Origin of the sequence: Streptomyces sp. S063 (assembly GCF_002832675.1) — a bacterium.
Taxonomy (GTDB): domain Bacteria; phylum Actinomycetota; class Actinomycetes; order Streptomycetales; family Streptomycetaceae; genus Streptomyces; species Streptomyces sindenensis.
This window is the reverse complement of record NZ_CP021707.1, coordinates 7,222,389-7,245,791: the sequence shown is the minus strand read 5'-3', so window position 1 is coordinate 7,245,791 and position 23,403 is coordinate 7,222,389. Positions and strand designations below refer to the sequence as shown.

20 protein-coding genes, 5 pseudogenes and 1 riboswitch are annotated in these 23,403 nt (G+C 73.0%); of the genes and pseudogenes, 8 read left to right on the top strand and 17 right to left on the bottom strand.

The features are described 5' to 3' along the window. The 4 genes and pseudogenes from CCZ36_RS32905 to CCZ36_RS32890 form a co-directional block, all read right to left on the bottom strand. A pseudogene (locus CCZ36_RS32905) lies at positions 1 to 1,685 on the bottom strand (MFS transporter). Between the two features lie 128 nt (positions 1,686 to 1,813). After that, positions 1,814 to 2,830 carry an NAD(P)/FAD-dependent oxidoreductase gene (locus tag CCZ36_RS32900; RefSeq protein WP_069735983.1) on the bottom strand — a complete coding sequence of 339 codons (1,017 nt, stop codon included), beginning with the start codon at positions 2,828 to 2,830 and terminating at the stop codon, positions 1,814 to 1,816. After that, a complete protein-coding gene (locus tag CCZ36_RS32895; protein ID WP_128819210.1) occupies positions 2,827 to 3,354 on the bottom strand; it encodes an isoprenylcysteine carboxyl methyltransferase family protein in 528 nt (175 codons plus the stop codon). The genes CCZ36_RS32900 and CCZ36_RS32895 overlap by 4 nt, the downstream gene beginning before the upstream one ends. 13 nt (positions 3,355 to 3,367) lie before the next feature. Beyond that, positions 3,368 to 4,420, bottom strand: a complete 1,053-nt coding sequence (locus CCZ36_RS32890; RefSeq protein WP_069735985.1) for a type III polyketide synthase — start codon at positions 4,418 to 4,420, stop codon at positions 3,368 to 3,370. A 117-nt stretch (positions 4,421 to 4,537) separates the two neighbouring features. Between CCZ36_RS32890 and CCZ36_RS32885 the strand changes: the two genes are divergently transcribed. Further along, positions 4,538 to 5,434, top strand: a complete 897-nt coding sequence (locus tag CCZ36_RS32885) for a UbiA family prenyltransferase (protein WP_128819209.1) — start codon at positions 4,538 to 4,540, stop codon at positions 5,432 to 5,434. Positions 5,435 to 5,679: 245 nt separating this feature from the next. Continuing rightward, a pseudogene (locus tag CCZ36_RS32880) lies at positions 5,680 to 5,895 on the top strand (dihydrodipicolinate reductase); the annotation flags it as partial. On the opposite strand, the pseudogene CCZ36_RS36155 reads toward CCZ36_RS32880, so the two are convergent. Both CCZ36_RS36155 and CCZ36_RS32870 read right to left on the bottom strand, forming a co-directional pair. Then, positions 5,872 to 6,109: pseudogene (locus tag CCZ36_RS36155) on the bottom strand (FAD-dependent monooxygenase); the annotation flags it as partial. The pseudogenes CCZ36_RS32880 and CCZ36_RS36155 sit on opposite strands and share 24 nt — an antisense overlap. A 96-nt stretch (positions 6,110 to 6,205) precedes the next feature. Further along, on the bottom strand, positions 6,206 to 7,042 hold the full coding sequence (locus CCZ36_RS32870; protein WP_069741695.1) for a transglycosylase SLT domain-containing protein: 837 nt from the start codon (positions 7,040 to 7,042) through the stop codon (positions 6,206 to 6,208). 3 nt (positions 7,043 to 7,045) lie between these two features. After that, positions 7,046 to 7,204: riboswitch (cyclic di-AMP (ydaO/yuaA leader) on the bottom strand. 484 nt (positions 7,205 to 7,688) lie between these two features. Between CCZ36_RS32870 and CCZ36_RS32865 the strand changes: the two genes are divergently transcribed. Continuing rightward, positions 7,689 to 9,050 carry an FAD-dependent oxidoreductase gene (locus tag CCZ36_RS32865; RefSeq protein WP_069735989.1) on the top strand — a complete coding sequence of 454 codons (1,362 nt, stop codon included), beginning with the start codon at positions 7,689 to 7,691 and terminating at the stop codon, positions 9,048 to 9,050. A 15-nt stretch (positions 9,051 to 9,065) separates the two neighbouring features. Here CCZ36_RS32865 and CCZ36_RS32860 read toward each other — a convergent pair whose 3' ends face one another. Together CCZ36_RS32860 and CCZ36_RS32855 are read right to left on the bottom strand one after the other, a co-directional pair. Further along, complete coding sequence (locus CCZ36_RS32860; RefSeq protein ID WP_069736053.1) at positions 9,066 to 11,600, bottom strand: SpoIIE family protein phosphatase; 2,535 nt, start codon at positions 11,598 to 11,600, stop codon at positions 9,066 to 9,068. Between the two features lie 160 nt (positions 11,601 to 11,760). After that, a complete protein-coding gene (locus CCZ36_RS32855) occupies positions 11,761 to 12,378 on the bottom strand; it encodes a hypothetical protein (protein WP_069741697.1) in 618 nt (205 codons plus the stop codon). 262 nt (positions 12,379 to 12,640) lie between these two features. On the opposite strand from CCZ36_RS32855, the gene CCZ36_RS32850 reads away from it, so the two are divergent. Together CCZ36_RS32850 and CCZ36_RS32845 are read left to right on the top strand one after the other, a co-directional pair. Further along, positions 12,641 to 14,107 (top strand): helix-turn-helix domain-containing protein, encoded by a 1,467-nt coding sequence (locus CCZ36_RS32850; protein ID WP_164873570.1) that lies wholly within the window; start codon positions 12,641 to 12,643, stop codon positions 14,105 to 14,107. 111 nt (positions 14,108 to 14,218) lie between these two features. Continuing rightward, positions 14,219 to 15,226, top strand: coding sequence for a PHP domain-containing protein (locus tag CCZ36_RS32845; RefSeq protein ID WP_069736055.1), 1,008 nt, complete (start codon positions 14,219 to 14,221; stop codon positions 15,224 to 15,226). A 122-nt stretch (positions 15,227 to 15,348) separates the two neighbouring features. Here the strand turns inward: CCZ36_RS32845 and CCZ36_RS32840 are convergent, their stop codons facing one another. After that, positions 15,349 to 15,540: a DUF6381 family protein gene (locus CCZ36_RS32840; protein WP_069735991.1), complete on the bottom strand. Its 192-nt coding sequence runs from the start codon at positions 15,538 to 15,540 to the stop codon at positions 15,349 to 15,351. 134 nt (positions 15,541 to 15,674) lie between these two features. After that, the gene (locus CCZ36_RS32835) at positions 15,675 to 16,880 is read right to left on the bottom strand and encodes an FUSC family protein (RefSeq protein WP_128819208.1); all 1,206 of its coding nucleotides are present in this window, start codon (positions 16,878 to 16,880) and stop codon (positions 15,675 to 15,677) included. Positions 16,881 to 17,009: 129 nt separating this feature from the next. On the opposite strand from CCZ36_RS32835, the gene CCZ36_RS32830 reads away from it, so the two are divergent. Together CCZ36_RS32830 and CCZ36_RS32825 are read left to right on the top strand one after the other, a co-directional pair. Then, positions 17,010 to 17,192 carry a DUF6480 family protein gene (locus tag CCZ36_RS32830; RefSeq protein ID WP_069735993.1) on the top strand — a complete coding sequence of 61 codons (183 nt, stop codon included), beginning with the start codon at positions 17,010 to 17,012 and terminating at the stop codon, positions 17,190 to 17,192. Next, positions 17,189 to 17,859, top strand: a pseudogene (locus tag CCZ36_RS32825) (endonuclease). The gene CCZ36_RS32830 and the pseudogene CCZ36_RS32825 overlap by 4 nt, the downstream one beginning before the upstream one ends. Positions 17,860 to 18,097: 238 nt before the next feature. On the opposite strand, the gene CCZ36_RS32820 reads toward CCZ36_RS32825, so the two are convergent. Then, positions 18,098 to 18,277 carry a hypothetical protein gene (locus CCZ36_RS32820; RefSeq protein ID WP_069735995.1) on the bottom strand — a complete coding sequence of 60 codons (180 nt, stop codon included), beginning with the start codon at positions 18,275 to 18,277 and terminating at the stop codon, positions 18,098 to 18,100. A 76-nt stretch (positions 18,278 to 18,353) separates the two neighbouring features. After that, positions 18,354 to 18,743, bottom strand: coding sequence for a hypothetical protein (locus CCZ36_RS32815; protein ID WP_069735996.1), 390 nt, complete (start codon positions 18,741 to 18,743; stop codon positions 18,354 to 18,356). An 87-nt stretch (positions 18,744 to 18,830) separates the two neighbouring features. Between CCZ36_RS32815 and CCZ36_RS32810 the strand changes: the two genes are divergently transcribed. Beyond that, positions 18,831 to 19,202, top strand: coding sequence for a DUF779 domain-containing protein (locus tag CCZ36_RS32810; RefSeq protein WP_128819207.1), 372 nt, complete (start codon positions 18,831 to 18,833; stop codon positions 19,200 to 19,202). A 110-nt stretch (positions 19,203 to 19,312) separates the two neighbouring features. On the opposite strand, the pseudogene CCZ36_RS32805 reads toward CCZ36_RS32810, so the two are convergent. The 5 genes and pseudogenes from CCZ36_RS32805 to CCZ36_RS32785 all read right to left on the bottom strand — a co-directional run bounded on the left by CCZ36_RS32805 (position 19,313) and on the right by CCZ36_RS32785 (position 23,305). Next, a pseudogene (locus tag CCZ36_RS32805) lies at positions 19,313 to 20,052 on the bottom strand (hypothetical protein). Positions 20,053 to 20,091: 39 nt separating this feature from the next. After that, positions 20,092 to 20,286 (bottom strand): hypothetical protein, encoded by a 195-nt coding sequence (locus CCZ36_RS32800; protein ID WP_006129323.1) that lies wholly within the window; start codon positions 20,284 to 20,286, stop codon positions 20,092 to 20,094. Between the two features lie 117 nt (positions 20,287 to 20,403). After that, the gene (locus tag CCZ36_RS32795; protein ID WP_069735999.1) at positions 20,404 to 21,282 is read right to left on the bottom strand and encodes a phosphatidylinositol-specific phospholipase C/glycerophosphodiester phosphodiesterase family protein; all 879 of its coding nucleotides are present in this window, start codon (positions 21,280 to 21,282) and stop codon (positions 20,404 to 20,406) included. Positions 21,283 to 21,503: 221 nt separating this feature from the next. After that, positions 21,504 to 22,406 (bottom strand): serine hydrolase, encoded by a 903-nt coding sequence (locus tag CCZ36_RS32790; protein WP_069736000.1) that lies wholly within the window; start codon positions 22,404 to 22,406, stop codon positions 21,504 to 21,506. Then, positions 22,403 to 23,305: a LysR family transcriptional regulator gene (locus CCZ36_RS32785; RefSeq protein WP_079134025.1), complete on the bottom strand. Its 903-nt coding sequence runs from the start codon at positions 23,303 to 23,305 to the stop codon at positions 22,403 to 22,405. Before CCZ36_RS32785 ends, CCZ36_RS32790 begins: the two co-directional genes overlap by 4 nt. Between the last annotated feature and the right edge of the window lie 98 nt (positions 23,306 to 23,403).

Below are 23,403 nucleotides of genomic sequence, written 5' to 3'. Positions count from 1 at the left end.
TCACAGCCCTTTCGTTGGTCGGTCGGTGTCCGGGTCGGTCCGTGGATCGTCCGGGTCGGGAGATGGTGCGTCCGGGTCGGGCCGGGTGGCGTCCGCGCCGGACGTCGGCCCGTCCGCCCCGCCGTCGCCCGTTCCCTCCGCCTCCGCGGCGAGCGGCGTCGCGCCGCCCTGGAGGCGGGCCAGGTCGGCGGGCCGGACCTGGATGACGAACAGGGCGACCAGGGCGGCGAGCACGGCGAAGCAGGCCGCGACGACGAAGGCGCTGGAGACGCCCGAGGTGAGCACCTCGGCCCCCCAGGGCGATGGCAGCACCTCGGTCCTCCGGAACTCCAGTTTCTGGGCGGGCGTGGCCTCCTCGAGAAACTTCGGCACCTGGTCGGTCGCCTCGTTGCGGCTGGCCGTGCCGAACGTCGTGACCAGGATCGACAGCCCCAGCGAGCCTCCCACCTGCTGGGTGGCGTTGAGGATGCCGGAGGCGGCACCCGCCTCCTTCGGGCGACGCCGGAGACGGCCATCAGGGTCAGCGAGACGAACTGCATGCCCATGCCGAAGCCGAACACGAGCATCGGGCCGAGGATCGAGCCGAGGTAGGAGCTGTGGACGTCGGTCAGCGTCAGCCAGCCGAGGCCGGTGGCCGCCAGGAGCGCCCCCACCACCATGAAGGGTTTGGGGCCCCAGCGGGGCAGCAGTTGGGAGGTCAGGCCGGCGCTCACCGCGATGACGGCACTGACCGGCAGGAAGGCGAGCCCGGCCCGCAGCGGGCTGAATTCGAGCACGTTCTGCACGAACAGGGTCAGGAAGAAGAACATCCCGAACAACGCTGCGGCGAGGCTGAGCATCATCGCGTACGACCCGGCGCGATTGCGGTCGCGGAACATCCACAGAGGGGTGATGGGCTGTTTCGAGCCGCGCTCGATCATGATGAAGACCGCCAGGAGCACCACGGCGGCCGCGAACGAGCCGAGGGTGAGCCCGTCGGTCCAGCCGTCCTCGGAGGCGCGGATGAAACCGTAGACGAGCAGCACCATGCCGACCGTCGAGGTAAGCGCGCCGATGACGTCGAAATGGCCCGGACGGCGTTCGGACTCCGGGATGAAACGCGGGGTCGCGAAGGCGATCAGCAGGCCGATCGGGACGTTGACGAACAGGACCCAGCGCCAGTCCAGCCATTCCACCAGCATCCCGCCGGCGAGTAGCCCGATCGCGCTGCCGCCGGCCGAGACACCGGCGAACACCCCGAACGCGCGGTTGCGTTCGGGGCCTTCGCGGAAGGTGGTGGTGATCAGCGACAGGGCGGTCGGCGAGGCGATCGCGCCGCCGACGCCCTGGAGGGAACGGGCTGCCAGCAACTGCCAGCCCTCCTGGGAGAGTCCGCCGAGCAGCGAGGCGAAGACGAAGAGGAGCACGCCGAAGATGAAGACCCTGCGGCGGCCGAGGATGTCGCCGAGGCGCCCGCCGAGCAGCAGCAGCCCGCCGAAGGTCAGCGTGTACGCGTTGACGACCCAGGACAGGTTCTCGGTGGAGAACCCCAGGTCCTTCTGCATGTGCGGCAGCGCGATGTTGACGATGGTGACGTCGAGCACCACCATCAGCTGGCACGAGGCGATGACCAGCAGCGCCAGTCCGCTCCGGTGCCGGTCGTCCGCCGTGGCCGTGGGCGTGGGTGTCGCGTGGGAGCCCGTCATGGTGGAGTTCGTCTCTCGTGCCGAGGGCAGTGCCCTGTGTGAGCGCGGCCGTTCACCCGATCGACGTTAAGCCGGAACCGGGGACCCTGCCATTCGAGCGGAAGCCCGCCGCACCCGGCGCCGCGACCTCACTGGAGCGCGCGGACCGCGGTGCGGAAGACGGCGGGCGCCCGGTGGGCCGCGGCGACGATCAGCCGGCCCGACGCCGGGTGCCCCGCGGCGCCCAGCAGGGCCGCGGTGAGCAGCCGGTAGCGGCGGGTGACCCGCGCCCAGTGACGGGGGTAGTCCTCGGGCCGCCCGGCGGTCAGGCAGTCGACCGCGGCCGTCGCGGTGCCTACCGCGAGGGCGATGCCCTCCCCGGTGAGGGCGTCCACGTACCCCGCGGCGTCACCGACCAGCAGGACGCGCCCGGCCCGTCGGCCCAGCGCCCGCTGACGCAGCGGGCCGGCCCCGCGTACGGGAGTGGCGGCCCGGCCGTCCGCGAGGCGGGCCGCGAGGGCGGGGAAGGCGGCCAGGTGCTGGTCGTAGGGGCGGCGGTCGCGGCTCAGGACGGCCACGCCCACCAGGCGCTCGCCGACCGGGGTCACGTACGCCTCGCCGTGCCGGGACCAGTGCACCTCGACGTGGTCCGTCCAGGGGGCGAGCGGGTAGTGGCGGCGCAGCCCGTAGCGCCCGGGGCCGGGGACCGGGTGGTCGAGGCCCAGGGCGCGGCGCAGCGGCGAGTGGAGGCCGTCGGCGGCGATGAGCCAGCGTGCGGTGAGTCCGGCGGCGGTGACCGTGCGCTCGTCCTGGCGGATCTCGCCCACTTTGGCGGCGATGGTGCGTACGCCGAGGGCGGCGGCGCGTTCGTGGAAAGCGGTGTGGAGTTCGGTGCGGCGGACTCCCGCGCCCGGGCCGCCCCGGAAGGCCGCTTCCGCGCTGCGCCGGCCGTCGGTGTAGCGGATGCCGCGCAGCTCGTGGCCCCGCACCCGGACGCCGAGGTCGCGCAGGGCCGCGACGCCGCCGGGCATGATGCCCTCGCCGCACGCCTTGTCGACGGGGGTGGTGCGCGGCTCGACCACCACGGCTTCCAGGCCCGCCGATGCGGCCCGGATCGCCGCGGCGAGCCCGGCCGGTCCGCCGCCCGCGACGAGGACGTCGATCACGCCCGTGCGTCCACGGCCGGGAGACGGTCCAGCGCCTCGTCCTCGCAGCGGATCCGGACGGCCATGAGCGCGGTGTTGAGGGTGGTGAACACGAGGGCGGTCACCCATGCCCCGTGGACCAGGGGCAGGGCGAGCCCTTCGGCGGCGACCGCGACGTAGTTGGGGTGGCTCAGCCACCGGTAGGGGCCGCCGGTGACCCGGGGCAGGCCGGGGACGACGATGACGCGGGTGTTCCACCGGGGGCCGAGCGTGCGGATGCACCACCAGCGCAGCGCCTGCGCGGCCACGACGGCGGCGACCATGGCCCAGCCGACGACCGGCGGGAAGGGCCGGTCGGCGAGGTGGACCTCCGCCAGGCAGCCGGCCAGGAGCGCGGTGTGCAGCGCGACCATCGCCGGATAGTGTCCCCGGCCCGATTCGACGCCGCCCCGGGCGAGGCTCCAGCGGGTGTTGCGGCGGGCCACCACGAGTTCGGCGAGGCGCTCGGCGGCGACGGCGAGCACGAGGGCGGTGTACCAGGTCATGGGCCGTTCCTTCCTACCAGCGCAGCAGCACCAGTTCGCAGCAGAACCCCGGGCCCATGGCGAGCAGCAGTCCGGGGGTGCCCGGCTCCGGCCGGCGCTGTTCGATGGTGTCCCGCAGGACGTGCAGGACCGAGGACGAGGACAGGTTGCCGATGTCGGCCAGGGAGCGCCAGGTGACGTCGAGCGCCCCGTCGCGCAGGTCGAGGACCTCGGTCACCGCCTCGAGGACCCTGGGGCCGCCCGGGTGGCAGACCCAGTGGGCGATGTCCTTCGGTTTGAGACCGTGTTCGCCGAGGAACTCCCGTACGTCGTCGGCGAGATAGTGGCGTACGACGTCGGGCACGCCGGGATCGAGGACGACGCGGAAGCCGGTGGAGCCGATGTCCCAGCCCATGACGTGCTCGGTGTCCGGGTACATCCGGCTGCGGGTGGCCACGATCTCGGGCCCGGCGACGGCCCGGCGTCCGCCGAGGGCGACCACGGCGGCCGCCCCGTCCCCGAACAGCGCGGTCGCCACGAGATTGGCGGGTGAGGTGTCGTGGCGCTGGAAGGTGAGAGAGCAGAGCTCGACGGACAGGAGCACGGCCACGTCGTCGGGGCGGCCGAGGAGGTAGTCGTGCAGCCGGGCGGTGCCGGCGGCTCCGGCGACGCAGCCGAGGCCGAAGACGGGCAGTCGTCTGACGTCGGACCGCATCCCGAGGCGAGTGACGAGCCGGGCGTCGATCGAGGGGGCGGCGATGCCGGTGACGGAGGTGAACATCAGCAGGTCGACGTCGGTGGGGCGCAGCCCCGCCGTCCGCAGCGCGCCGCGTACGGCCTGGGCGCCCAGGTCGACGGCGGACCGGATGAACACGTCGTTGGACGGGCCGAAGCCGTCGAGGTCGCGATAGCCGTCCAGCGGCAGCACCGTGTGCCGGCTGCGGACCCGGGCGTTCTCGTGGAGCCGGTCGAGGACGCGGCGGTCGGCGCCGGGCGGCAGGCAGGTCCGGGCCACCATGTCGGTGACCTCGCGCTGGGTGTGACGGTGCGACGGCAGTGCCCCGTGCACCGCGGCGATGCGGGTCATCCTGCCTCCTGCTTCGGTGGCGTCATGCCCCCATCCTGCCCACAAGGCGGGATGAATGCCGCAAAAGACCCGCCCGGTCGTGGCATTGACGGGGCGACAGCGCTCTACGATCGCCCGATGGACGCCACGGAGAGGGTGAGCCCGGCGGGCTCCGTTCCGGTCGACGCCGCTCCGTCCGGTACCGGGCGGCGGGGCGGCCGGTTCGTGGGGCTCGCGCTCGCGTGCCACCCCGGTCCCGCGCTCGCGGTGACGGCGCTCACCTGCGCCCTCGCCCTCGGGTCCGGCCTCGGTGGTCCGCGTTCCGCGCTGGTCACGGCGGCCGTGCTGACCGGGCAGCTCTCGGTGGGCTGGTGCAACGACGCGTACGACGCGCGGCGTGACGCCCGGGCCGGCCGCCGAGGGAAGCCCGCGTCCGACGGCACGGTCGGGGCGGGCGCGGTGTGGGCGGCGGCGGTGGTCGCGCTCGCCGTGTGCGTACTGCTCTCGCTGGCCTGCGGGGTTCTCGCCGGTACGGTGCACCTCGCCGCGGTCGCGGCCGCCTGGCTCTACAACCTGCGCCTCAAGGCGACCGCCCTGTCCTGGCTGCCGTACGTGGCCGGGTTCGGAGCCCTGCCCGCCGCCGTCGCCCTCTCGCTGCCCGGCGGTCCGGCGCCCCGGTGGTGGACGGTGGCGGCCGGGGCCCTGCTCGGGTTCGCGGCGCATCTGGCCGACACGCTCCCGGACATCACGGTGGACCGGGCGGCCAGGATCCGAGGCCTTCCGCACCGGCTGGGCGACACGGGGACCCGGCTCCTGCTGCCACTTCCGCTCCTCGGTGCGACGGCAGTGCTCGCGCTCGGGCCGCCCGGACCGGTGGACGCCGCGGGTGCGGCGGCGCTCGTCCTGGCGGGAGCGGCGGCGTTCGCGGGCCCGGCGCTCGGCCGCCGTTGGCGCAAGGCGGCGCTGGCCGGAGCGGTGGCCGTGGCGGCGGCGGATGTAGCGCTGCTGCTGGTCGGGGGCGTGGCGACGGGCTGAACGGACCTGCGCCGGACGGCCCCCTCGCGGCCGGGGCCTCGGCCCCGGTCCCGGCCGAGGACGGCAAGCGGCCGCAGGGGTCGTACACCGTCTCGGCGCAGGTTCACCCGCGCGAAGCGCGGAACCCCCTGAGATGTTCCCGTACTGGCGGATCCCCCCGCCGGTACGGGAACACCTCTTCTCCCGGCCGATCCGGTGGTGTCACGGCTCCGGGAAGTGCAAGGCCCCGGGGCTACCCTCCGCGCATGATTCCCACGGTGGTCTGGGGTACCGGCAACGTCGGCCGCGCCACGATCCGCGCCGTCGAGGCCCATCCGGCGATGACACTCGCCGCCGTCCTCGTACACGATCCCGCCAAGGTCGGCCGTGACGCGGGCGAACTCGGCGGTCTCGGCCGCCCGCTCGGGGTCGCGGCCACCGACGACATCGCCGCCGTCCTGGCCGTCCGTGCCGGGGGTGTCCCAGGCCATGCCCCTCTCGACCATGTGGACGTCCGTGCCTGCCTCGGCGAGGCGGAGGGCGGCCACGGAGCCGCCGTATCCGGTGCCGACGACCAGGACCGGTACATGGGCCCCGGATCCGACCGGTGCCGCCGCCGCACGGACATCCGCCCATGCCCGTGGGGCGTGCCCGGCGATCGCGGCGACCCCCCAGAAGAGAACCTGTTCCAGTGATGAAACTTGGGGGTAATTTCCCGGCGACCCCCGGTACGACGAAGGAGCCCCGGACCGTGCGGTCCGGGGCTCCTCGCGCTGTTCGGGCGCGCGGGGATCAGTAGGCGCCGAAGACGTTGTCGATCGAGCCGTAGCGGTCCGCGGCGTAGTTGCACGCGGCCGTGATGTTGGCGACCGGGTCGTAGCTGTCGGTCGAGGTGCCGGGCACGTGGTAGGCCTGGAACGTCGGGTCGATGACCTGGAGCAGCCCCTTGGACGGGGTGCCCTTGACCGCGTTGGAGTCCCAGTTGTTGATGGCGTTCGGGTTGCCGGAGGACTCGCGCAGGATGTTGCGGTGGATGCCCTCATAGGTGCCGGGGATGCCCCGCTCGGCCATGATCGCCAGCGATTCCCGGATCCAGCCGTCGAGATCGTTCGTGTAGGTGACGGCCTTCTTCTCGGCGGCCGGAGCCGCCTTGGCCACGGGGGCGGTGTTGAGGCGCTCCGACCGGTCGGCGCGGTCCGCCGCGGCACCGCGCGCGGCGGACGGGGAAGCCTTGGCCGCCTTGTCCTTGGACGAAGCGGCGGACGCGGCTCCGATGACCAGCTTGATACCGGGGTGAATGAGATCGGGATTCGATCCGATGACCTTCCGGTTACCTTCGTACAACTTCTTCCATCCGCCGCTGACGGAATGCTCGCGGGCGATCTTGGAAAGGGTTTCGCCGGCCACCACAGAATGCTTGGCAGGGTCGGCCTTCGCGGCGGAATTCGCCGGCGTGGCCGCCGCGGCGGGCGCCACGGCCTGCGGGGCGACGGCGGGTGCGGGAGCGGCGAAGGCGCTGGTGGCGCCGATCACCGGGAGGGCGAGGACGGCTCCACCGGTGGTCACGGCGGCGAGGCCGCGGCCGAGCGAGGTGGACTTGGGACGGCGGTGCTGACCCTTTGCGGGCATGGGGGTTTTCCTCTCCGGCGCCTGCGAGGTGAGCTGTCGGATTCAGACGGGAGATGTCTGGCCGCACGGTCGTGCGACTTCACCCCAAGCCGTTCCGGTTACGGATCGGCGACTTACCTGGGTCCCCCGCTCCTGCCGTACGTGAGTGGGTTTCGGATTCCCGGACGGCGGCAGGATTCGGCGTTCCATCCGGATTGACGGTGACCGTAGGCGAGAAACGCCGGACGGAACAAGCCCCCCATTCCTGATCTCCTTTTCCGCACATGATCGAATTGCGGAATTCCCGGATCGGGTGACGCCGTCATGGCGTCAACTTTCTTCGCACAGAAGGGAACCGATGCGTCCACTTCGACGTCCGGACTCTCGGACGTGACGCTCACCACTCCCTCGCGGCGATGGCGAGAACGGGACCAAACAAATGCTCCCAGAATCCCCGATAGGACCTTTACGGATCAGGAGACCCATAGAGGTCAAATCGACCATATCGGAATAACGAAACGGGCCAATCGGGCACTCTAGGCAGGGGCGGTCGAAGGGTCCGCGCGGCGATCGCTTACGGTGTGGGGTGGAGACTAGTAAGCCAACCCTTACCTCCGACGTACGCTGTACCTGCCCGCGTTCGCCCGCCCCGAAGGATCACCACGCCATGACACGCCCCGTCCGCGTCGCCATTGTCGGAGCCGGCCCCGCCGGTATCTACGCTGCGGACGCGCTGCTCAAATCCGAGGTCTGCCAGGACCCGGGGGTCTCCATCGACCTCTTCGAGCGCATGCCCGCGCCCTTCGGCCTCATCCGCTACGGCGTGGCCCCCGACCACCCGCGGATCAAGGGCATCGTGAAGGCCCTGCACCAGGTGCTGGACAAGCCCCAGATCCGGCTCTTCGGGAACGTCAGCTACCCGCACGACATCGGCCTGGACGACCTGCGGTCGTTCTACGACGCGGTGATCTTCTCCACCGGCGCCGAGGCCGACCGCGCGCTCGACATCCCCGGCATCGAGCTGGACGGCTCCTACGGCGCGGCCGAGTTCGTCTCCTGGTACGACGGGCACCCCGAGGTCCCGCGCACCTGGCCGCTCACCGCGGAGAAGGTCGCCGTGCTCGGCGTCGGGAACGTGGCCCTGGACGTGGCCCGGGTCCTGGCCAAGACGGCCGACGAGCTGCTGCCCACCGAGATCCCGGACAACGTCTACCAGGGCCTCAAGGAGAACAAGGCGCTGGAGGTGCATGTGTTCGGGCGGCGTGGCCCGGCGCAGGCCAAGTTCAGCCCGATGGAGCTGCGGGAGCTGGACCACTCCCCCAACATCGAGGTCATCGTCAATCCCGAGGACATCGACTACGACGAGGGCTCCATCGCGACCCGCCGCGAGAACAAGCAGGCCAACATGGTCGCGCAGACTCTGGAGAACTGGGCGATCCGCGACACCGGCGACCGCCCGCACAAGCTGTTCCTGCACTTCTTCGAGTCCCCGGTCGAGATCCTCGGCGAGGACGGCAAGGTCACCGCGCTGCGCACCGAGCGCACCGAGCTGGACGGCACCGGCAACGTCCGGGGCACCGGCCGGTTCACCGACTGGGACATGCAGAGCGTCTACCGCGCCGTGGGCTACTACTCCGAGGAGCTGCCCAAGCTCCCGTTCGACGTGACCTCCGGCACCGTCCCGCACGAGGCGGGCCGCGTCATCGCCGGGAACGAGCACATGACCTCGGTCTACGTCACCGGCTGGATCAAGCGCGGTCCGATCGGCCTGATCGGGCACACCAAGGGCGACGCCAACGAGACGGTCGCCTGCGTCCTGGAGGACCGTGCCGCCGGCCGTCTGCCCGAGCCGGCGACGCCCGCTCCGGAGGCCGTCGAGGCCTTCCTCCAGGACCGGGGCGTCCGGTACACGACCTGGGAGGGCTGGCACAAGCTGGACGCCCACGAGCAGGCGCTGGGCGCGGCCCAGGGCCGTGAGCGGATCAAGGTCGTGGAGCGCGAGGGCATGCTGGACGCCTCCGGCGCCTGATCACCACGACGCCTTCTAGGAGGCCGGATCCGGAGGGTCCATCGGACGCCCCGGGTCCGGCCTCCTGAAGGTGCGCCACAGATCGGGCCCGGACTCCCGCTCCGTCCTGGGCTGCCGCGCCCGCGGAGCCGCGGTCCAGCGGGCCGCGAGCAGGAGCGCGATGTCGTCGGGACGGTCGGTGGCCGCCCGGGCTTCCCCGATGACCTGGTCGGCCGTCTCGGCCAGGGGGACCGCGCCGATGCGTTCGACGGTGGCGCGCAGCCGCTCGATCCCCTCGTCGATGTCCGTCCCCGGGCGCTCGATCAGCCCGTCCGTGAACAGGGCCAGCATCGCCCCCGGTTCGAGCCGCATCTCCGTGACCGGGTAGGCCGCGTCCCCGTCGACCCCGAGCACGATGCCGCCGGGCAGGTCCAGCACCTTCGTCCGGCCGTCGGGCCCCCGCAGCACGGGCTGCGGATGCCCCGCCCGTACAGCGCGGGCCACGCCGGTCGCCGGGTCGAGGGTGATGTAGCAGCAGCTCGCGAACTGCCCCGGGTCGAGGTCGATCAGCAGCCGGTTGGTGCCGCTCATCACCTCCCGCGGATCATGGTTGCTCAGCGCGAACGCCCTGACGGCGCTCCGTAGTTGCCCCATCGTCGCGGCGGCGGAGACACCGTGGCCCTGGACGTCCCCGATGATCAGGGCGAGTTCGCGGCCGGTCTCGATGACGTCGTACCAGTCGCCGCCCACATCCATGCCCTGGGTGCCCGAGAGATAGCGCCCCAGCGTGTCCACCCCGTCCACCTCGGGCAGCCGGTGCGGCAGCAGCGCGTCCTGGAGTCCGCGGGCGAGGGCCGACTCGCTGTCGTAGCGCTGGGCGCGTTGCAGGGCCTGCGCGATCAGCCCGGCCAGAGCCGTCAGGACCGTACGCTCCTCCGGGCTGAAGCCCCGCGGCCGGTCGAAGCCGAGGATGCAGGAGCCGACAGGCCGCCCCGAGGCGATGAGCGGCAGGAACGCCCGCGCCCCGACATCCGTGTCGATCGGGATGCCCGGATAGGCCTCGGCCAGGCGCTGCATGGACTCGAAGAAGATCGGGCGCCCCGTGGTGAGGGTCTCCACCCCGGGAATGCTGACGTCGAGGCCGACCCCGTCGAACCGGTCGAGGAAGCCCTTGGGGAACCCCGTCTCCCAGGCCAGATGGAGATGACGCTCGTTCAGCAGATAGATCGCCAGCTGACGGCCGCCGAACGCGGGCAGCAGCTCGTCCGTGACGACCGCGGAGACCTGACGGGCCGTGACCGCCTCGGTCAGCGCGATGGCGAGGGCCACCGGCCGGTAGAGCGCGGAGGAGCGGTCGGCGGTCGAGCCGATACCCAGCCCCGGCGTCGTGACGGAGCCGGGGGCGTAGGCAGGCTGGTCGGTCGCCTGAAGGACCACGCTCACCCCGTCGTGCCCCGGGTACAGGGACACCGACAGCCAGAGCGAGGGCGGACGCCGGGCGAGGAAGTGGACGGGCTCGTCGGCGATCAGGGCGGCCCGGTAGTGGTCCTCGTAGGCCTCGTGCCCGAACCACGGCAGGGCCTGCCACACCTGATGGCCCACGAGTTCCGTACGGGAATGGCCGAGCATTTCCTCGGCGAGGCGGTTGGCGTACGTGATCCGGCCCAGCCGGTCCAGGGAGAGGATTCCCCGGGGCAGCCGGTCGGCGGCCTCCGGCACCACCGGCCCCGCACCAAGGTCGACCAGGAAGCCGGTCAGATGGCTGGCGGACACATCGCCGTCGGGGTGCGTCCAACGGCCGGACAGCTCCAGCAGATGGGACCGGCCGTCGGGGCCGCGCAGCCTCATCCGGCGGACGACCGGTTCGGCGGACTCCACCGTCTGCCGGGCCAGCGCCCACAGCCCGTACACGTCCTCGGGGACCAGCCGTTCGGCGAGCGCGTCGACGGTGCCCGGGAAGGCGGCGGGCTCGAAGCCGAGGATCGAGCACAGTTCGTCGTCGGCGGAGACCCTCCCGGAGTGCAGATCCCAGTCGAAGCGGCCGACCCGCACCGGGGGCGTGGTGGCGGCGGGCAGTTGCACGGGGACCGGCTCGGTCTCCCACACGCAGTCGCCACCCCTTCGCTCCAGATCGGTGAGCGCGGCGCCGAGCCGACGGCCCAGGCGGTGGAGCCGTTCGCCGTCGGCGGGGGCGACGGGCTGCCCCGGCGTGGAGGCCCGCAGGACCGCGATGACGCCCATGCTCCCCCGGGGCCCGGTGATCGGCACCCACAGCGAACCGAACGGGAACGGCAGCCCGGCCATCAGCTGCGGGAAGCGGCGCATCGCCTCCTCCGCGTCGGAGAGCAGCACCGGCCGGCCGGTGCGGTAGGCATCGGACACCGGGAAGGGGCGGTTCACGTGCACCCGCCACCAGGGCCGGAACAGCGGGCCGGGCAGTCCGGCGAGCACCGCGAGCCGTAGAAGTCCCGGCGTTTCGCTGCGCAGGTAGACACCGCCCGCGTAGCCGTCGCTCGACTCGACGGCGCTGACGAGGGCCTGGGCGAGGACGAGGGACAGCTCGTCGGGCACACGGCAGGCGTCGTCCGCCCCGGCGACGGTCCCGTGTCCGGCGGGCGGGGAAGACCGGGGCGAATCGTGCCGGGTCACACAGCCAGCATGCTCCCGGTCCGGGGTACCCCGCACCTCCGGCGACCGGCCGCCCCCCGACAGCCGGTCGCCGGTCGCCATGTCAGTAGAGCTTGGCCACAGCGGTGCGGGTGGTCTTCTTGAACCCCTTCAGCGGAGCGCCGTCCAGCTCGCCCATCTGACCCCACTCGACGACGGTGACCGCCCGGCCGTCGCGGCCCACCGAGAAGAGCCCGATGTCGGTGGAGCCGACCTCCGGGTAGGAGGTGTCGATGCTGTAGACGTGCGCGCCTTCCTCGACGTTGATCCTGCCCTGGTAGAACGCCTCCCCCTCCAGGCCGGGCTCCTGCTCCTTCAGCCGGTCGAGGCAGGTCTCCACGGCGCTGCGCAGATCGGCGGCGAGCTTCTTGGCCTGGGCGGTGGTGGCGGCGACCGTGATGGTCTGGCGGGCGTTGGTGTCCAGCTCGGTGCGGAAGTCCCGATGGCGGGTGCCGGCCGCCGGGGTGATCCCACCGGTGCACACGGACCCTTCCGCGGGCACGCCCTTGCGCACCGGATCGGCCGTCCAGGGGGTGTGCGAGGCGGGCAGCTGGCCCGCGCTCAGGAACTTCGGCTGGGCGGGAGCGGGCGCCGGGGCCGCGGCGACGGGCACCTGGGCCAGAGCGGTGACGGCCAGGCCCGTGGCCATGACGGTGAGGAGGGCGGTACGGAGGTTGCGCATGGTGAGGTTTCCCCGTTTCGGATGGTGCGGTCAGGTGATCCGTACGGTCCGGCCGTTCGTACGTACGACGTCGCGCCGAGACGTACGGAGCCCGGTGGGGCCGCACGGCGGCGGTACGGAACGGGCACCAGCCTGGGCCGCGGCCCCGGATCCGGACAAGCACGCCACGGCTTCCGGCCGGGCTGGAACCGTCCCACCCCTGGTGACGTGGGTGTTCTCGGAGGGCTGGAACGCCCTGGAACGGCGGCAGGGGAGGTCGAGCGTGTCGGGTGACGCCGAGGGGGCCGCACGGGTGGTGCTGGCGGAGCGGCTGAGCGCGCTGCGGGAGGGGTCGGGCCGGACGTACGCGTCGCTGGCCCGCCGCATCGGGGTCAGCGGTTCGACGCTGCACCGGTACTGCACGGGTCGGACGGTGCCCGCGGAGTTCGCCCCGGTGGAGCGGCTGGCCCGGTTGTGCGGCGCACCGGCCGAGGACCGGGAGGAGCTGCACCGCCTGTGGCTGCTGGCGGACGGCGAACGCCTGGACCGGCAGGGGGTGGCGACGCAGCCCGAGAGCGTGGCGGGCCCGTCGGCGGAGGGGGCCCGGTCCGGTCCGGTCGACGAGGAGCCACCGGACGCGGTGCCGGCCCCGGGCTCCGCACCCGTCCCCGCGCTCACCCCAGCCTTCGGATTCGGCTCCGGCTCCGGCTCCGGGCAGTCCGGCGCGGTCGGGCGCCGCGCTTTCCGGAAGCCGCCTCTCCGGTCGCCCCGGGCACGCCGGTACGGGCAAGGGCTCGGCGTCCTCGCCGCGGCGGTCCTCGTCCTCGCCCTGGTCGTGGCCTTCGGGCGGCCGTGGTCCTCGGGACCCGACGGGCGTACGTCCGTGGCCCACGTCCCGGGTGGGCCCTCGGCGGACAGCCCGGAACCCCCTCCCTCCGGCTCCCCCGCACCCGGGAAGCCGCACGGCACAGCGAGCGGATCCTCGCGGGAATCACCGTCCGGTGGTCCCGTGCCGACCCCACCGCCCGGTGCCGGTCCGCGCGGCGAACCGCTCCCCCGGCCGTCCGGGTCCTCGAAGGCCCCGGCGGCCGGGCGGGTGCCGTTCACCTGGACCGGTGACGCCCACATCTGGAAGAACGGCTGTGACCACTCCTATCTCCTCGACCGGGCGCCCGCCGCCGTACCACCGCCCCCGGTGCAGGCCGACGCGGCGTCGTGGGCGGGGGCGCTCGGCGCCGTGCACGCGGGCGAGACCGGGGTCCGGATCACCCTGCAGGGCCGGGACGAGCGGGCCGTGGTGCTGGAGTCCCTGCGGATCCGGGTGGTCGAGCGCCGCTCACCGGCCGAGGGCCGGGTCTACCGGATGAGTTCCGGCTGTGGCGGGTCCCTCACTCCGAGGATGTTCGACGTGGATCTCGACGCCTCCCGCCCGGTGGCCCGCCCGGTCGCGGGCAACGACTCGGGCGACCCCATCGAGGCGGTCGCCTTCCCGTACCGCGTCTCGGTCACCGACCCCGAGGTCTTCCTGATCACCGGCCGCACGGTCGGCTGCGACTGCTCCTGGGTCGCGGAGCTGGCGTGGAGCAGCGGCGGGCGGTCCGGCACGGTGCGCATCGACGACGGCGGGCGGCCGTTCCGTACGAGCGGGGCACGCGGGCACTCCACGCTCGACTACGACACGTCCACCGGCCGCTGGGTGTCCGTGACGGACACCGCCGAGGCCGCCGAGGCCCCTGAGGCCGCGTCCTGAGCCGGTGACCGGGCTCGGAGGCGGGCGGGGCCGGAGGCGCTCATGCTGGTGGGGCGGGCGACGTGCCCGGCGGACCGGCGTCGGCCGCAGTCGATCCTGGTGGAGGTGCCGATGGATCCCGTCACCGCCCTGCGGCGGATCGCCTTCCTGCTGGAACGTTCGCAGGCCGCCACCTACCGGGTGAAGGCCTTCCGTACGGCCGCCGCGGCGGTGGACGCGATGGCTCCCGGGGAGGTGGCCGAGCGGGTGGCAGCGACATCCCTGGAGCGGGTCGCCGGCATCGGGCCGCGTACGGCCGAGGTGATCCGTGAGGCCCTCGCCGGAAAGACGCCCGGGTATCTGGACCGGCTGGAGAAGGAGGCCGCGGCCGAGCCGCCCGTCGAGGGGGGCCAGGACCTCTTCGCGCGGCTGACGGGCGACTGCCATGTGCACTCGGACTGGTCGGACGGGGGCAGCCCGATCGAGGAGATGGGCCGGACCGCCGCGGAGCTGGGCCACGCGTGGGCCGTCCTCACCGACCACTCGCCCCGGCTGACGGTGGCCAAGGGCCTGTCGCCGGAGCGGCTGCGGGAGCAGCTGGAGGTGGTGGAACGGCTCAACGAGGAGTGGGCCCCGTTCCGGCTGCTGGCGGGGATCGAGTGCGACATCCTGCCGGACGGCTCGCTCGACCAGGAGGACGAGCTGCTGGAGCGGCTCGACGTGGTCGTGGTCTCCGTCCACTCCAAGTTGCGGATGGACCCGGCCCCGATGACACGGCGGTTGGAAGCGGCGGTGCGCCATCCGCGGGCCCATGTGCTCGGCCACTGCACGGGACGGCTGTTGAGCGGGCGTGGCCGCCCCGAGTCGCGGTTCGACGCGGACCGGGTCTTCGCCGCCTGCGCCGAGGCCGGAACGGCGGTGGAGATCAACTGCCGTCCGGAGCGGCAGGACCCGCCCCTGCGGCTGCTACGGGCGGCCGTCACCGCGGGGACGCTGTTCGCGATCGACACGGACGCGCACGCCCCGGGGCAGCTCGACTGGCAGCGGTCGGGGTGCGCCCGTGCCGAGGAGTGCGGGGTGCCGGCGGACCGGGTGGTGACGACCTGGAGCGCGGAACGGCTCCTGGAGTGGGCCGGCTGACCCCGCACCCGGCTGCTTCCGTGACGCCGCACGGCCCGGCCCCGTCAGCACCGCACACGTACGCCCGCCCCGGGGGCGTGTACGTCCTCCGCGGGCGGGCGGGTGGCCAGGCGCCGACGAGGCTACTTCTCGGGGTAGATGTCCCCGGCCTCCATGGCGCTCTGCTGCTCGCTCCGGTCCCGGATCGACCGGGACTTCTTCTCCAGCCGCTCGCGCTCCTGCGGGTCGCTCGCGCGCTCAGCCGCCTCGTGGAGCTGCTGGGCCTTCTCACGCATCTGCCGAGCCAGGTCGGCGGGTTCGTCCGAACCGCTCATCACCACTCCTTGCACGCCGGGTACGGGACCTCTGCCCCCAGCGAACCAGCGACCGGCCGCCTCCGCATCCCGCGTGGGTCGGGGCCGGATCGCCGGAACCGGCGGTGGAGCCCTGACGTGCGCGGCCCCGCGGGTCAGACGGGCTGCCGGCCGAGCCGTCGCAGGAGCGCGCGCAGGCGGGGGTGGCGCGCGTGCGCCTCCCCCGAGCGGCGGTCCAGTTCCTCGCCGAGCCGTTTGGTGCGCTCCTCGATGTCGAGTTCGGCCAGCACCCGGTCGATCTCGGCCAGCAGAGCGCCGTGCAGCTGCCACTGGCGCGGGTGCTCCTGGACGTCCTCCAGCAACAGGTCCGCCACGCGGTCGCGGGTGGCCCGGCTGCGCACGAGCGCTTCGGCGAGCCCCTCCTCGGCCGCCTCGGCGTCGGCGGCCAGCTGGGTGGTGACCAGGACGGCGAAGCTCTCGAGCGCATCGGCGAGGTGTCCGAAGAGCTCCTGGAGCAGCTCCGACACATCGGCGGGAAAGAGTGACTCCTCGGTACGGGCCTTCGCCAGGTCGGTGAGGGTGCGGGAGAGGACGCGCAGGACGACGGCGCAGATCTCCAGGGTGTCGAGCCCGGTCCGCAGGACGACCCGGTGGAGCAGCCCCTGTCTCACCCTCGGGTTGAGGGTCAGACTTTCCTCCGCCTGGCGCAGGGAGGCGTCGACCTCCACGATGTCGTGGTCGAGCCTGCGGGCCTCGTGCAGCCGGGCGGCGGCCCGGGAAACGGGGTTGTTCCCCACGACCTCCTCGCCCATGCTGCGCAGCATCGTGCCCATCCGGGCGGCCAGCGACTCGATGGAGGCGCCGGCCGAGCCGACCCAGACGGGCGGGGCGAGCAGCAGGTTGAACAGGAGCCCGACCACCGCACCGATCAATGTCTCCCACACCCGGTCCCAGGCGGTGTCGGCGACCTGCGAGACGCCGAGGACGAGCATCGCGCTGATCGCCACCTCGGGCACGAACTCGTTGACCCGGACCAGCCGCCCGATCAGCAGGGAGGTGAAGATGGTGAGGCCCAGGCTCCACCAGCTCAGCCCCACCAGGGAGCTGAAGCCGATGGCGATGAGGACGCCGACGATGACCGAGTTCACCCTGCGGATGCCGGTCGTGAGGGTCGCGTAGAGGGTCACCTGGACGACGAGGAGCGCGGTGAGGGGCGCGGTGAGCGGGGCCGGTTCGGGCAGGAGCCAGACGGCGACGGAGTAGGCGATGACGGCGGCGGCCGTCGAGCGCAGCGTCTGCACTCCGGCGGGTTCGGTGGTGCGCTGCACGAGTTTGACGACGGGGGCGGAGACTCGGGGCATTCCTTGACGGTGCCCCGATTCGCCCCGCCGCAGCGCTCCTCCCGGCCGGGCTCCGCCGTACGGCCCCGCATCCGGGCGCGGGAATCCCGACGGCGTGCGCGGGGCCGCGGTCGGAGAGACCCTGGAGGCATGGCTGTACTAGTGAATCCCCCAGGAGAGACACCGCCGGCCGAGGGTTCCATCGGCGAGGCCCACGAGGAACGCGCGGACGGAGGGCTGTGGGAGCACCCGGGCGTCTGGACCGCCCTGATCGTGCTGGGAGCGCTCGTGGTCGCCGGGTTCTTCCTCGCCCGGATCTTCGGTTACGGATGACCGGCACGGTATCCGCATCGGCGCGCCGGACCGCCGACGCGCTGCTGGAGGAGTGCGGGCGGACGTACGCGGAGGAGGCGGGGATCCGACTGCGCGACACCCCTCAGCCGCTCTACCAGCTGCTGGTGCTGAGCCAGCTGCTGAGCGCCCGGATCCGTGCCTCGGTCGCCGTGGCCGCCGCGCGGGCGTTGTTCGCGCACGGGATGCGCACGCCTCGCCGGATGGCGGACGCGACCTGGCAGCAGCGTGTGGACGCGTTGGGCGAGGGCGGCTACCGCCGCTACGACGAGCGGACCTCGACCCAGCTCGGGGAGGGAGCCGACCTCGTTCTCGACGTCTGGAAGGGCGACCTGCGGCGGCTGCGCGCGGAGGCGGACGGTGACACGGAGGCGCTGCGGGCGGGACTCCGGCGTGTCCCAGGGATCGGCCCGGCGGGCGCCGGCATCTTCGTGCGCGAGGTGCAGGCCGTGTGGCCGGAGACCGGGTTCTGGGTCGGTGCCAAGGGGCTTCAGGGGCCGAGCGGCTCGGTCTGCCGACCTCCGGCGATCGGCTCCTCGACGTGGCGCGCGACCGGGACCGGGCCGCGTTCGCCGCGGCGCTGGTCAGGGCGGCTCTCGACCGGGAGACGGCCGAGACGGTCCGGGAGGCGGCCCTCGCCCGGAAGTGACCGCCGGGTGGCATCGCGGAGGCACGGACGCGGGGCGGCGCAAAGGCGCGGGCCGGGCGAAGGCCCGGTATCGCGACGGCGCGGATCACGGCGAAGGCGCCCGAACAGAACGGTGACAGCTCGCCCGGCCGTACGGTGACGCCGCGAGCCACGGCGAAGGAGCCCGGGCGGGCAGGGCGCGCGGGACATGGCGAGGGCGCCCGGCCGTACGGTGACGGCACGGGCGCCTCGCTCGCTCTCAGTGGCCGGAAGCATCCCGCGACGCGCGTGCCAGGGCCTCCTCGCGGCGGGCCTCGGCCTGTTCCCTCCGGCCCTCGGCCTTCAGCCGCTCGTTCTCGAGGGCGATGCCGTCCGATTCCTTGATCATGCCTTTGAGCCTCCGCGCTTTGGCGCGGGCTATCTCGGTGCTCTTTCCCACAGCTGCCTCCATGCCGCGAGGGAGATACGCGCTTCCTCCCTCCACTATGCATACGCGTGCCGTGGAACGCAGGGGGCTACAGCAGCGGATTGTCGTCGTCGTCCGGGCCGCCGCCCTCGACCCGCAGCGCGAGGTCCTGGAGGACGTCGGCCGACGACACGTCGGTCTGCCCGGAGTCGTGGACCTGGGCCAGCATCGTGAATGCCAGAGTGAAGGCGCTCACGAGCTGTTCGACCGCGCCGCCGACCTCGCGCCCGACGACGGCGACCACCTCCTCGACGGAGAAGTCGTCGGGGATGGCGATGTGGGGCATCGTCTCGTTCAGCAGGGCGGTGACGGCGCCCGCTCCCGCGTCCAGATCTTCCCGTTCGAGGTCCGCCTCCAGCAGACGCTGCATTTCGCGCGCCTCTGTGAGGATGCCGATCACGCGCTTCACGACTTCCCGTTGCTCCATGGGCGCGAGCATAGGGTGTGCAACCCGGTCGCAACGTCCGGTCGAGTTGACTTGCGTCCGGTTGTCGCAGCGCTGACACGGCCGGAAAGGGGCAGGTCCATGGAGTGTGACCCGGTATCACCCGCCGTCGGGCTGACGCCCGCCGCGGCCGTTCTGCTGCGGGGGCTGCGGGCGGAGCACGGTCCGCTGATGTTCCATCAGTCGGGCGGCTGCTGCGACGGCAGCGCGCCGATGTGCTATCCGGCGGGTGAGTTCCGCACCGGGGACTCCGATGTGCTGCTGGCGGAACTCGCCGTCGAGGGAATGTCCGAAACGGTGCCCTTCTGGATGTCGCGAAGCCAGTACGCGGTGTGGGCCCACACCCGGCTGATCGTCGATGTGGTGGAAGGCCGCGGCAGCGGCTTCTCGCTGGAGGCCCCGGAGGGGGTGCGCTTCCTCATCCGTTCCCGTCTGATGGAGGGGGACGGATGAGGAACGTGCCGCCCGTCGGCGCCCTGCCGGCGAGCGGTGCGCGGGCCGCGCCGGCGCGAGTCGGCGAGGACGACGCGGTCCCGGTCGTCCCGTGAGTGGGGCGCGGTTCCTCAGCGCTGCGGGCGCCGGGGGCGGGAGCGGTTCTCCTTCATGGCCCGGCGGATCTCCGCGGCGGTGGAGCGTGCGTGCTCCGTGGTGGCCGTGTGGTCGGCGACCGAGGTGACGAAGCGGTGCAGCGGCTGCCGGCAGTGGACGCAGGGGGCGTCGGTCGTGAGGTGGTAGCCGTCCTCGCAGAGCGGGTCGGTGCAGGAGCCGGGCCGCAGGAGCTGTTCGGCGATGTCCTGGGCGCTCCACCGGCGGCGGCCGTCCTCGTCGAGTTCGCCGAGCGCGTGGGCCCAGCGGAGGTTCCAGCGCCGTTCGACGCGCTCACGGAGCTGGGCGGCGCTGCGGACGGCGATCTCCTGGTGGATGAGGTCGTGGACGGTGCTGGGCACCCGGCCGCCGAGGGCCTGGAGGAGTTGGTGCGGCAGTGCCTGGAGGACATAGCCGCGGGGGTTGCTCCGGGCGTTCTCCCGCCAGCGGTCGCAGGAGCAGGAGCCGTCGGGGCGCCGGGGGGCGTGGCAGCGGCCGCACAGTCCGCGGCACTCGGCGCACAGCCCGCCGTCGAGCCCGTCCAGATGGGGCGCGGGGCCCGGCCGCACTCGTGGCAGCAGGCCGCGCACGGACCGCAGAGTCGCTCGTTGCCCGCCTTGGTCGTCCAGGTCCGCATCTGGCACCGGCAGCACAGAGCGGTGTTGCAGTACTCGTGGTGGGCGGCGCCCGAATGCCGGCCGGAGGGCGGAAAAGACATCTGCCCATTGTGCGGGATGTCCGGGGTGGATGCGGACGGTCAGGGGTGCAGGCTGCTCACCAGGTCTGCGGTGGCCCCTACGCCGTCGTGGATGGTCGGGGCCATGCTCGTACCCGCGAGGAAGAAGCCCAGCAGGAGGCAGACCAGGGCGTGCGAGACCTTCAGTCCGCCGTTGCGCAGAAAGATCACCGCGAGGATCACCAGAAGCAGCACCAGGGAAATCGAAATGGCCATGACCAACCTCCTCCGCCGCGCCTGATTTGCGGCTTTCGGCCGCCAGTGTGGCGTAGCGGAGGGGCCGTTCGGCGCACTGGCGTGTCCGCCGAACGGGTACTTCCGGGAGGTCGTGCGTTACGAGGCCGGTGCGCTGTGCCGTCGCGCCCGCAGGAAGTTCTCGAGCCCTGCCAGGTCGTCGGTGTTGAGGTGGTCGACCCCGGCGGCGAGCAGTTCGGACCAGACGGCCTCGCGTTCGGGGCCCGCCACGTCCGGGGTGGCCCAGAAGCGGATGCGGCGGCCTTCGCGGTGGGCGGTGGTGACGAGGGTGCGGAGCCGGTCGCGCTCGGCCCGGGGGAAGGGGCCCGCGCCGAGCCAGCTGAAGCTCTGGGTCCAGTTGGCGCTGACGAGCGGGGCGAAGGAGGCGGGGGCCGGGGTGCCGAGGTCGTCGAGGCGGCCGTCGTAGAAGGCGAGGCGGGTGCGCTGGGCCGCCATGGGGGTCCGGGCGGCGCGGTCTCCGGAGATGACGGCGGTGACGGCCTTGGGGACGGTACGGCCGTGCTGGTAGCGGGTGAGCATGCGGTGGTGGCGGCGCAGTTGCCGGTCCAGCTCGTGGTAGGCGGCGACGCCGTCGGCCTTGATGTCGATGAGGAGTTGCAGCGGGGCGCGGTGGTGCGGGTGGACGCCGCCGTGTCCGGCGCGGACGAGGGCGGCGAGCGGGTCGAGGTAGAGCGAGGCGAGGGTGCGGGTGGGGTCGAGGGTGGCGGGCTCGTGGGCGACGAGCAGTTCGCCGTCGACCAGGAAGATGTCCGCCTCGACGCTGGTGAACCCGTGGGCGAGCGCGTCGTGCAGCGGGCGTGGGTGGAGGTAGTCGTTGTGCGCGTGGGCATGGCGTAACGGACGCGGGCCGCGCGGACGGGCGGGTGCGGCGACCGCCGTCGCGGTGGGGACGGCGACGCCCGCTGCGGCGGTGGCGAGGGCGACGGTGAGCGCGCGGCGACGGGTGAGGTGGGCCATGGGGACTCCCTGAGCGGCGGACGGGGTCGCGACGAGTATGGGGGCGCGACGAGCATTTCCGTCAGGTACCTGACAGGTGTTCGGCGATGTTTCACGCCACGGCCATCTCGGGGGCGTGTCGCCGGCCGGACACCCGGCCGGCAGGCGACTGGCCCTCGGGGCTGTCGTCCACCTCCCGTCGTCGCACGATGGGCGGGAATGTGATGACAGAGCCCTTCGACCTAGAGCTGTCTGAGGTGGTCGCGCAGCCGTCGGGCGGCTTCGGCCATCAGCGCGTCGACGCCCGGCTGCGCACCGGCCGGCACCGACGACTCGGTCAGGACGGCGATGGCGAAGGTTTGTCCGTCGGCGTGCTCCACGACCCCGATCTCATGGCGCAGATTCAGCAGCGTGCCCGTCTTGGAGGACCATCGGCTCGCGTCGGAACTGAAGTCCGGGGTCAGCCGATGGCGCAGCACGTTGTGGGCCAGGAGGTCGCGGAGCCGTTCGGCCACGTCCGGATGGATCTTCGACGGCGTCCACAGGGCCTGGAGGAGGTCGACGAAGGAGCGCGCGCTGCCGGTGTTGGCGCGGGTCGTGTCGAGCTGGGGCACCCGGTGGCCGCGTCCGCTGGTGCCCGCGTCGATGGCCAGCGCATGGGCGAGGTGCACCTGATCGGCGTCGAAACGCTCCACGGGCGTGTCGAACAGTTCCTCCGTGTGGTGCCGGACGGTGATCCCGCGCAGGTCGGCCTCCTGGAGGAGGTCGGCGACCCGGGCGGGCGGAGTGAGGTCGAACAGGGCGTCGGCGGCCGTCCCGTCGCTCAGGCAGGTGCTGAGGTAGAGCAGGTCGTCGATGGCGATCCGGGCGGGGTGCCGGAAGCGGCTGAGGCCGGTCGGCCCCGGCGTGGTGACCCGCCCGGGCGCCACGTCCAGCAGGGTCGCACCGTCCAGCTCACGGCGCCGGATGCGTTCGAGCGTGGCGAGCGCGAGCGGAACCTTGACCAGGGAGGCCGACGGCAGGTCCGTGTCCGGATCGATGCCCAGCTCCTCCCCCGTGTGCAGGTCCCGCACCAGCAGGCACGCACGCAGGCCGCCTTCGGACAGCCGGGCGCGCACGTCCCGCAACAGGGCCTCGGTGTTCATGCCGCCTTCCCTCCCCCGGCGCCGGCCGGGTCGTCAGCGCCCAGGCAGCGCGTGATGGCCTCGCCCAGCCGCGCTTCCATGGGCAGGGGGTTGCCGTCCGCCACGACCGTGAGGGCGTAGCCCCGGCGCGGCGTCAGCTCTCCGATGGGGTGCCAGGCGAGGGCGAGTTCCGCCGCCTGGGCCCGGGAGCACAGCAGCAGGTCGTCGGAGCAGAGGACCTCGGCCGCGGCGGCCGTCAGATCCGGTGCGGCAAGGACCTGCGCGGGCCACAGGCCCACCGCGTCCCGGAGCCGTGTCAGGGGGTCGCGGATGTGCGGTACGTCGTCCTCCGGCTGGATCCAGACGCGGCGGGCCGGGCCCGGCGCTCCCCGTCCGAGCCGCAGTGTCTCGACGTAGATCCGGCGCACCCCCGCGTCCCGCGCCCCGGCCAGCCCCAGCGGCACGGACCAGGCCGCCCCTTCCGCGGGTACGGCGAGCAGTGCGGCGCGCACCTGCTGGACCCGGAGGAGCTCCCTGCGTCGCGCCGGTCCGGCGGCCCGGAGGTCGAGCCGGACACCGTGTCCCCGCGCCTCGGCCACCAGGCGTGCCAGGGCGGAGGCGGAGCAGACGGCGGGGACGGCAAGCCGCCAGGGCTTGTGTTTGACGGCTTCGGCCTCCTCCAGCAGCACATCGGCCGCCTGGACGAGCTGCCTCGCGGCGGCCAGCATGTCGCGCCCGAAGGGGGTGAGCACCGCCCGCCGGGAGGTGCGCTCGAACAACTGCTCGCCGAAGCGCTCCTCCAGCGCCGCGACACGACGGCTCGCCACCGACTGGGACATCCCGGCGGCGGCGGCCCCGTCGGTGAAACCGCCGTACTCGCTGACGCTCACGAACGCCCGACACGCTCCGACCAGATCCACACCCCCGAGCCTATGCGGTTTCGGCATGGAAACGCCCAGGAGCGTATTGGACCGCATGACCGGCGGGGACGAAGGTGGCTTCGGCAGGCATGATCACG

Excerpts from the sequence above, each read along its gene's own strand:
- CCZ36_RS32840 (WP_069735991.1), bottom strand. The coding sequence starts at position 15,540 with ATGAGCGGTTCGGACGAACCCGCCGACCTGGCTCGGCAGATGCGTGAG.
- CCZ36_RS32830 (WP_069735993.1), top strand. The coding sequence starts at position 17,010 with ATGGCTGTACTAGTGAATCCCCCAGGAGAGACACCGCCGGCCGAGGGT.
- CCZ36_RS32790 (WP_069736000.1), bottom strand. The coding sequence starts at position 22,406 with ATGAACACCGAGGCCCTGTTGCGGGACGTGCGCGCCCGGCTGTCCGAA.
- CCZ36_RS32845 (WP_069736055.1), top strand. The coding sequence starts at position 14,219 with ATGGATCCCGTCACCGCCCTGCGGCGGATCGCCTTCCTGCTGGAACGT.
- CCZ36_RS32885 (WP_128819209.1), top strand. The coding sequence starts at position 4,538 with ATGGACGCCACGGAGAGGGTGAGCCCGGCGGGCTCCGTTCCGGTCGAC.
- CCZ36_RS32835 (WP_128819208.1), bottom strand. The coding sequence starts at position 16,880 with ATGCCCCGAGTCTCCGCCCCCGTCGTCAAACTCGTGCAGCGCACCACC.
- CCZ36_RS32855 (WP_069741697.1), bottom strand. The coding sequence starts at position 12,378 with ATGCGCAACCTCCGTACCGCCCTCCTCACCGTCATGGCCACGGGCCTG.
- CCZ36_RS32810 (WP_128819207.1), top strand. The coding sequence starts at position 18,831 with ATGGAGTGTGACCCGGTATCACCCGCCGTCGGGCTGACGCCCGCCGCG.
- CCZ36_RS32890 (WP_069735985.1), bottom strand. The coding sequence starts at position 4,420 with ATGACCCGCATCGCCGCGGTGCACGGGGCACTGCCGTCGCACCGTCAC.
- CCZ36_RS32815 (WP_069735996.1), bottom strand. The coding sequence starts at position 18,743 with ATGCTCGCGCCCATGGAGCAACGGGAAGTCGTGAAGCGCGTGATCGGC.
- CCZ36_RS32795 (WP_069735999.1), bottom strand. The coding sequence starts at position 21,282 with ATGGCCCACCTCACCCGTCGCCGCGCGCTCACCGTCGCCCTCGCCACC.
- CCZ36_RS32800 (WP_006129323.1), bottom strand. The coding sequence starts at position 20,286 with ATGGCCATTTCGATTTCCCTGGTGCTGCTTCTGGTGATCCTCGCGGTG.
- CCZ36_RS32895 (WP_128819210.1), bottom strand. The coding sequence starts at position 3,354 with ATGACCTGGTACACCGCCCTCGTGCTCGCCGTCGCCGCCGAGCGCCTC.
- CCZ36_RS32870 (WP_069741695.1), bottom strand. The coding sequence starts at position 7,042 with ATGCCCGCAAAGGGTCAGCACCGCCGTCCCAAGTCCACCTCGCTCGGC.
- CCZ36_RS32865 (WP_069735989.1), top strand. The coding sequence starts at position 7,689 with ATGACACGCCCCGTCCGCGTCGCCATTGTCGGAGCCGGCCCCGCCGGT.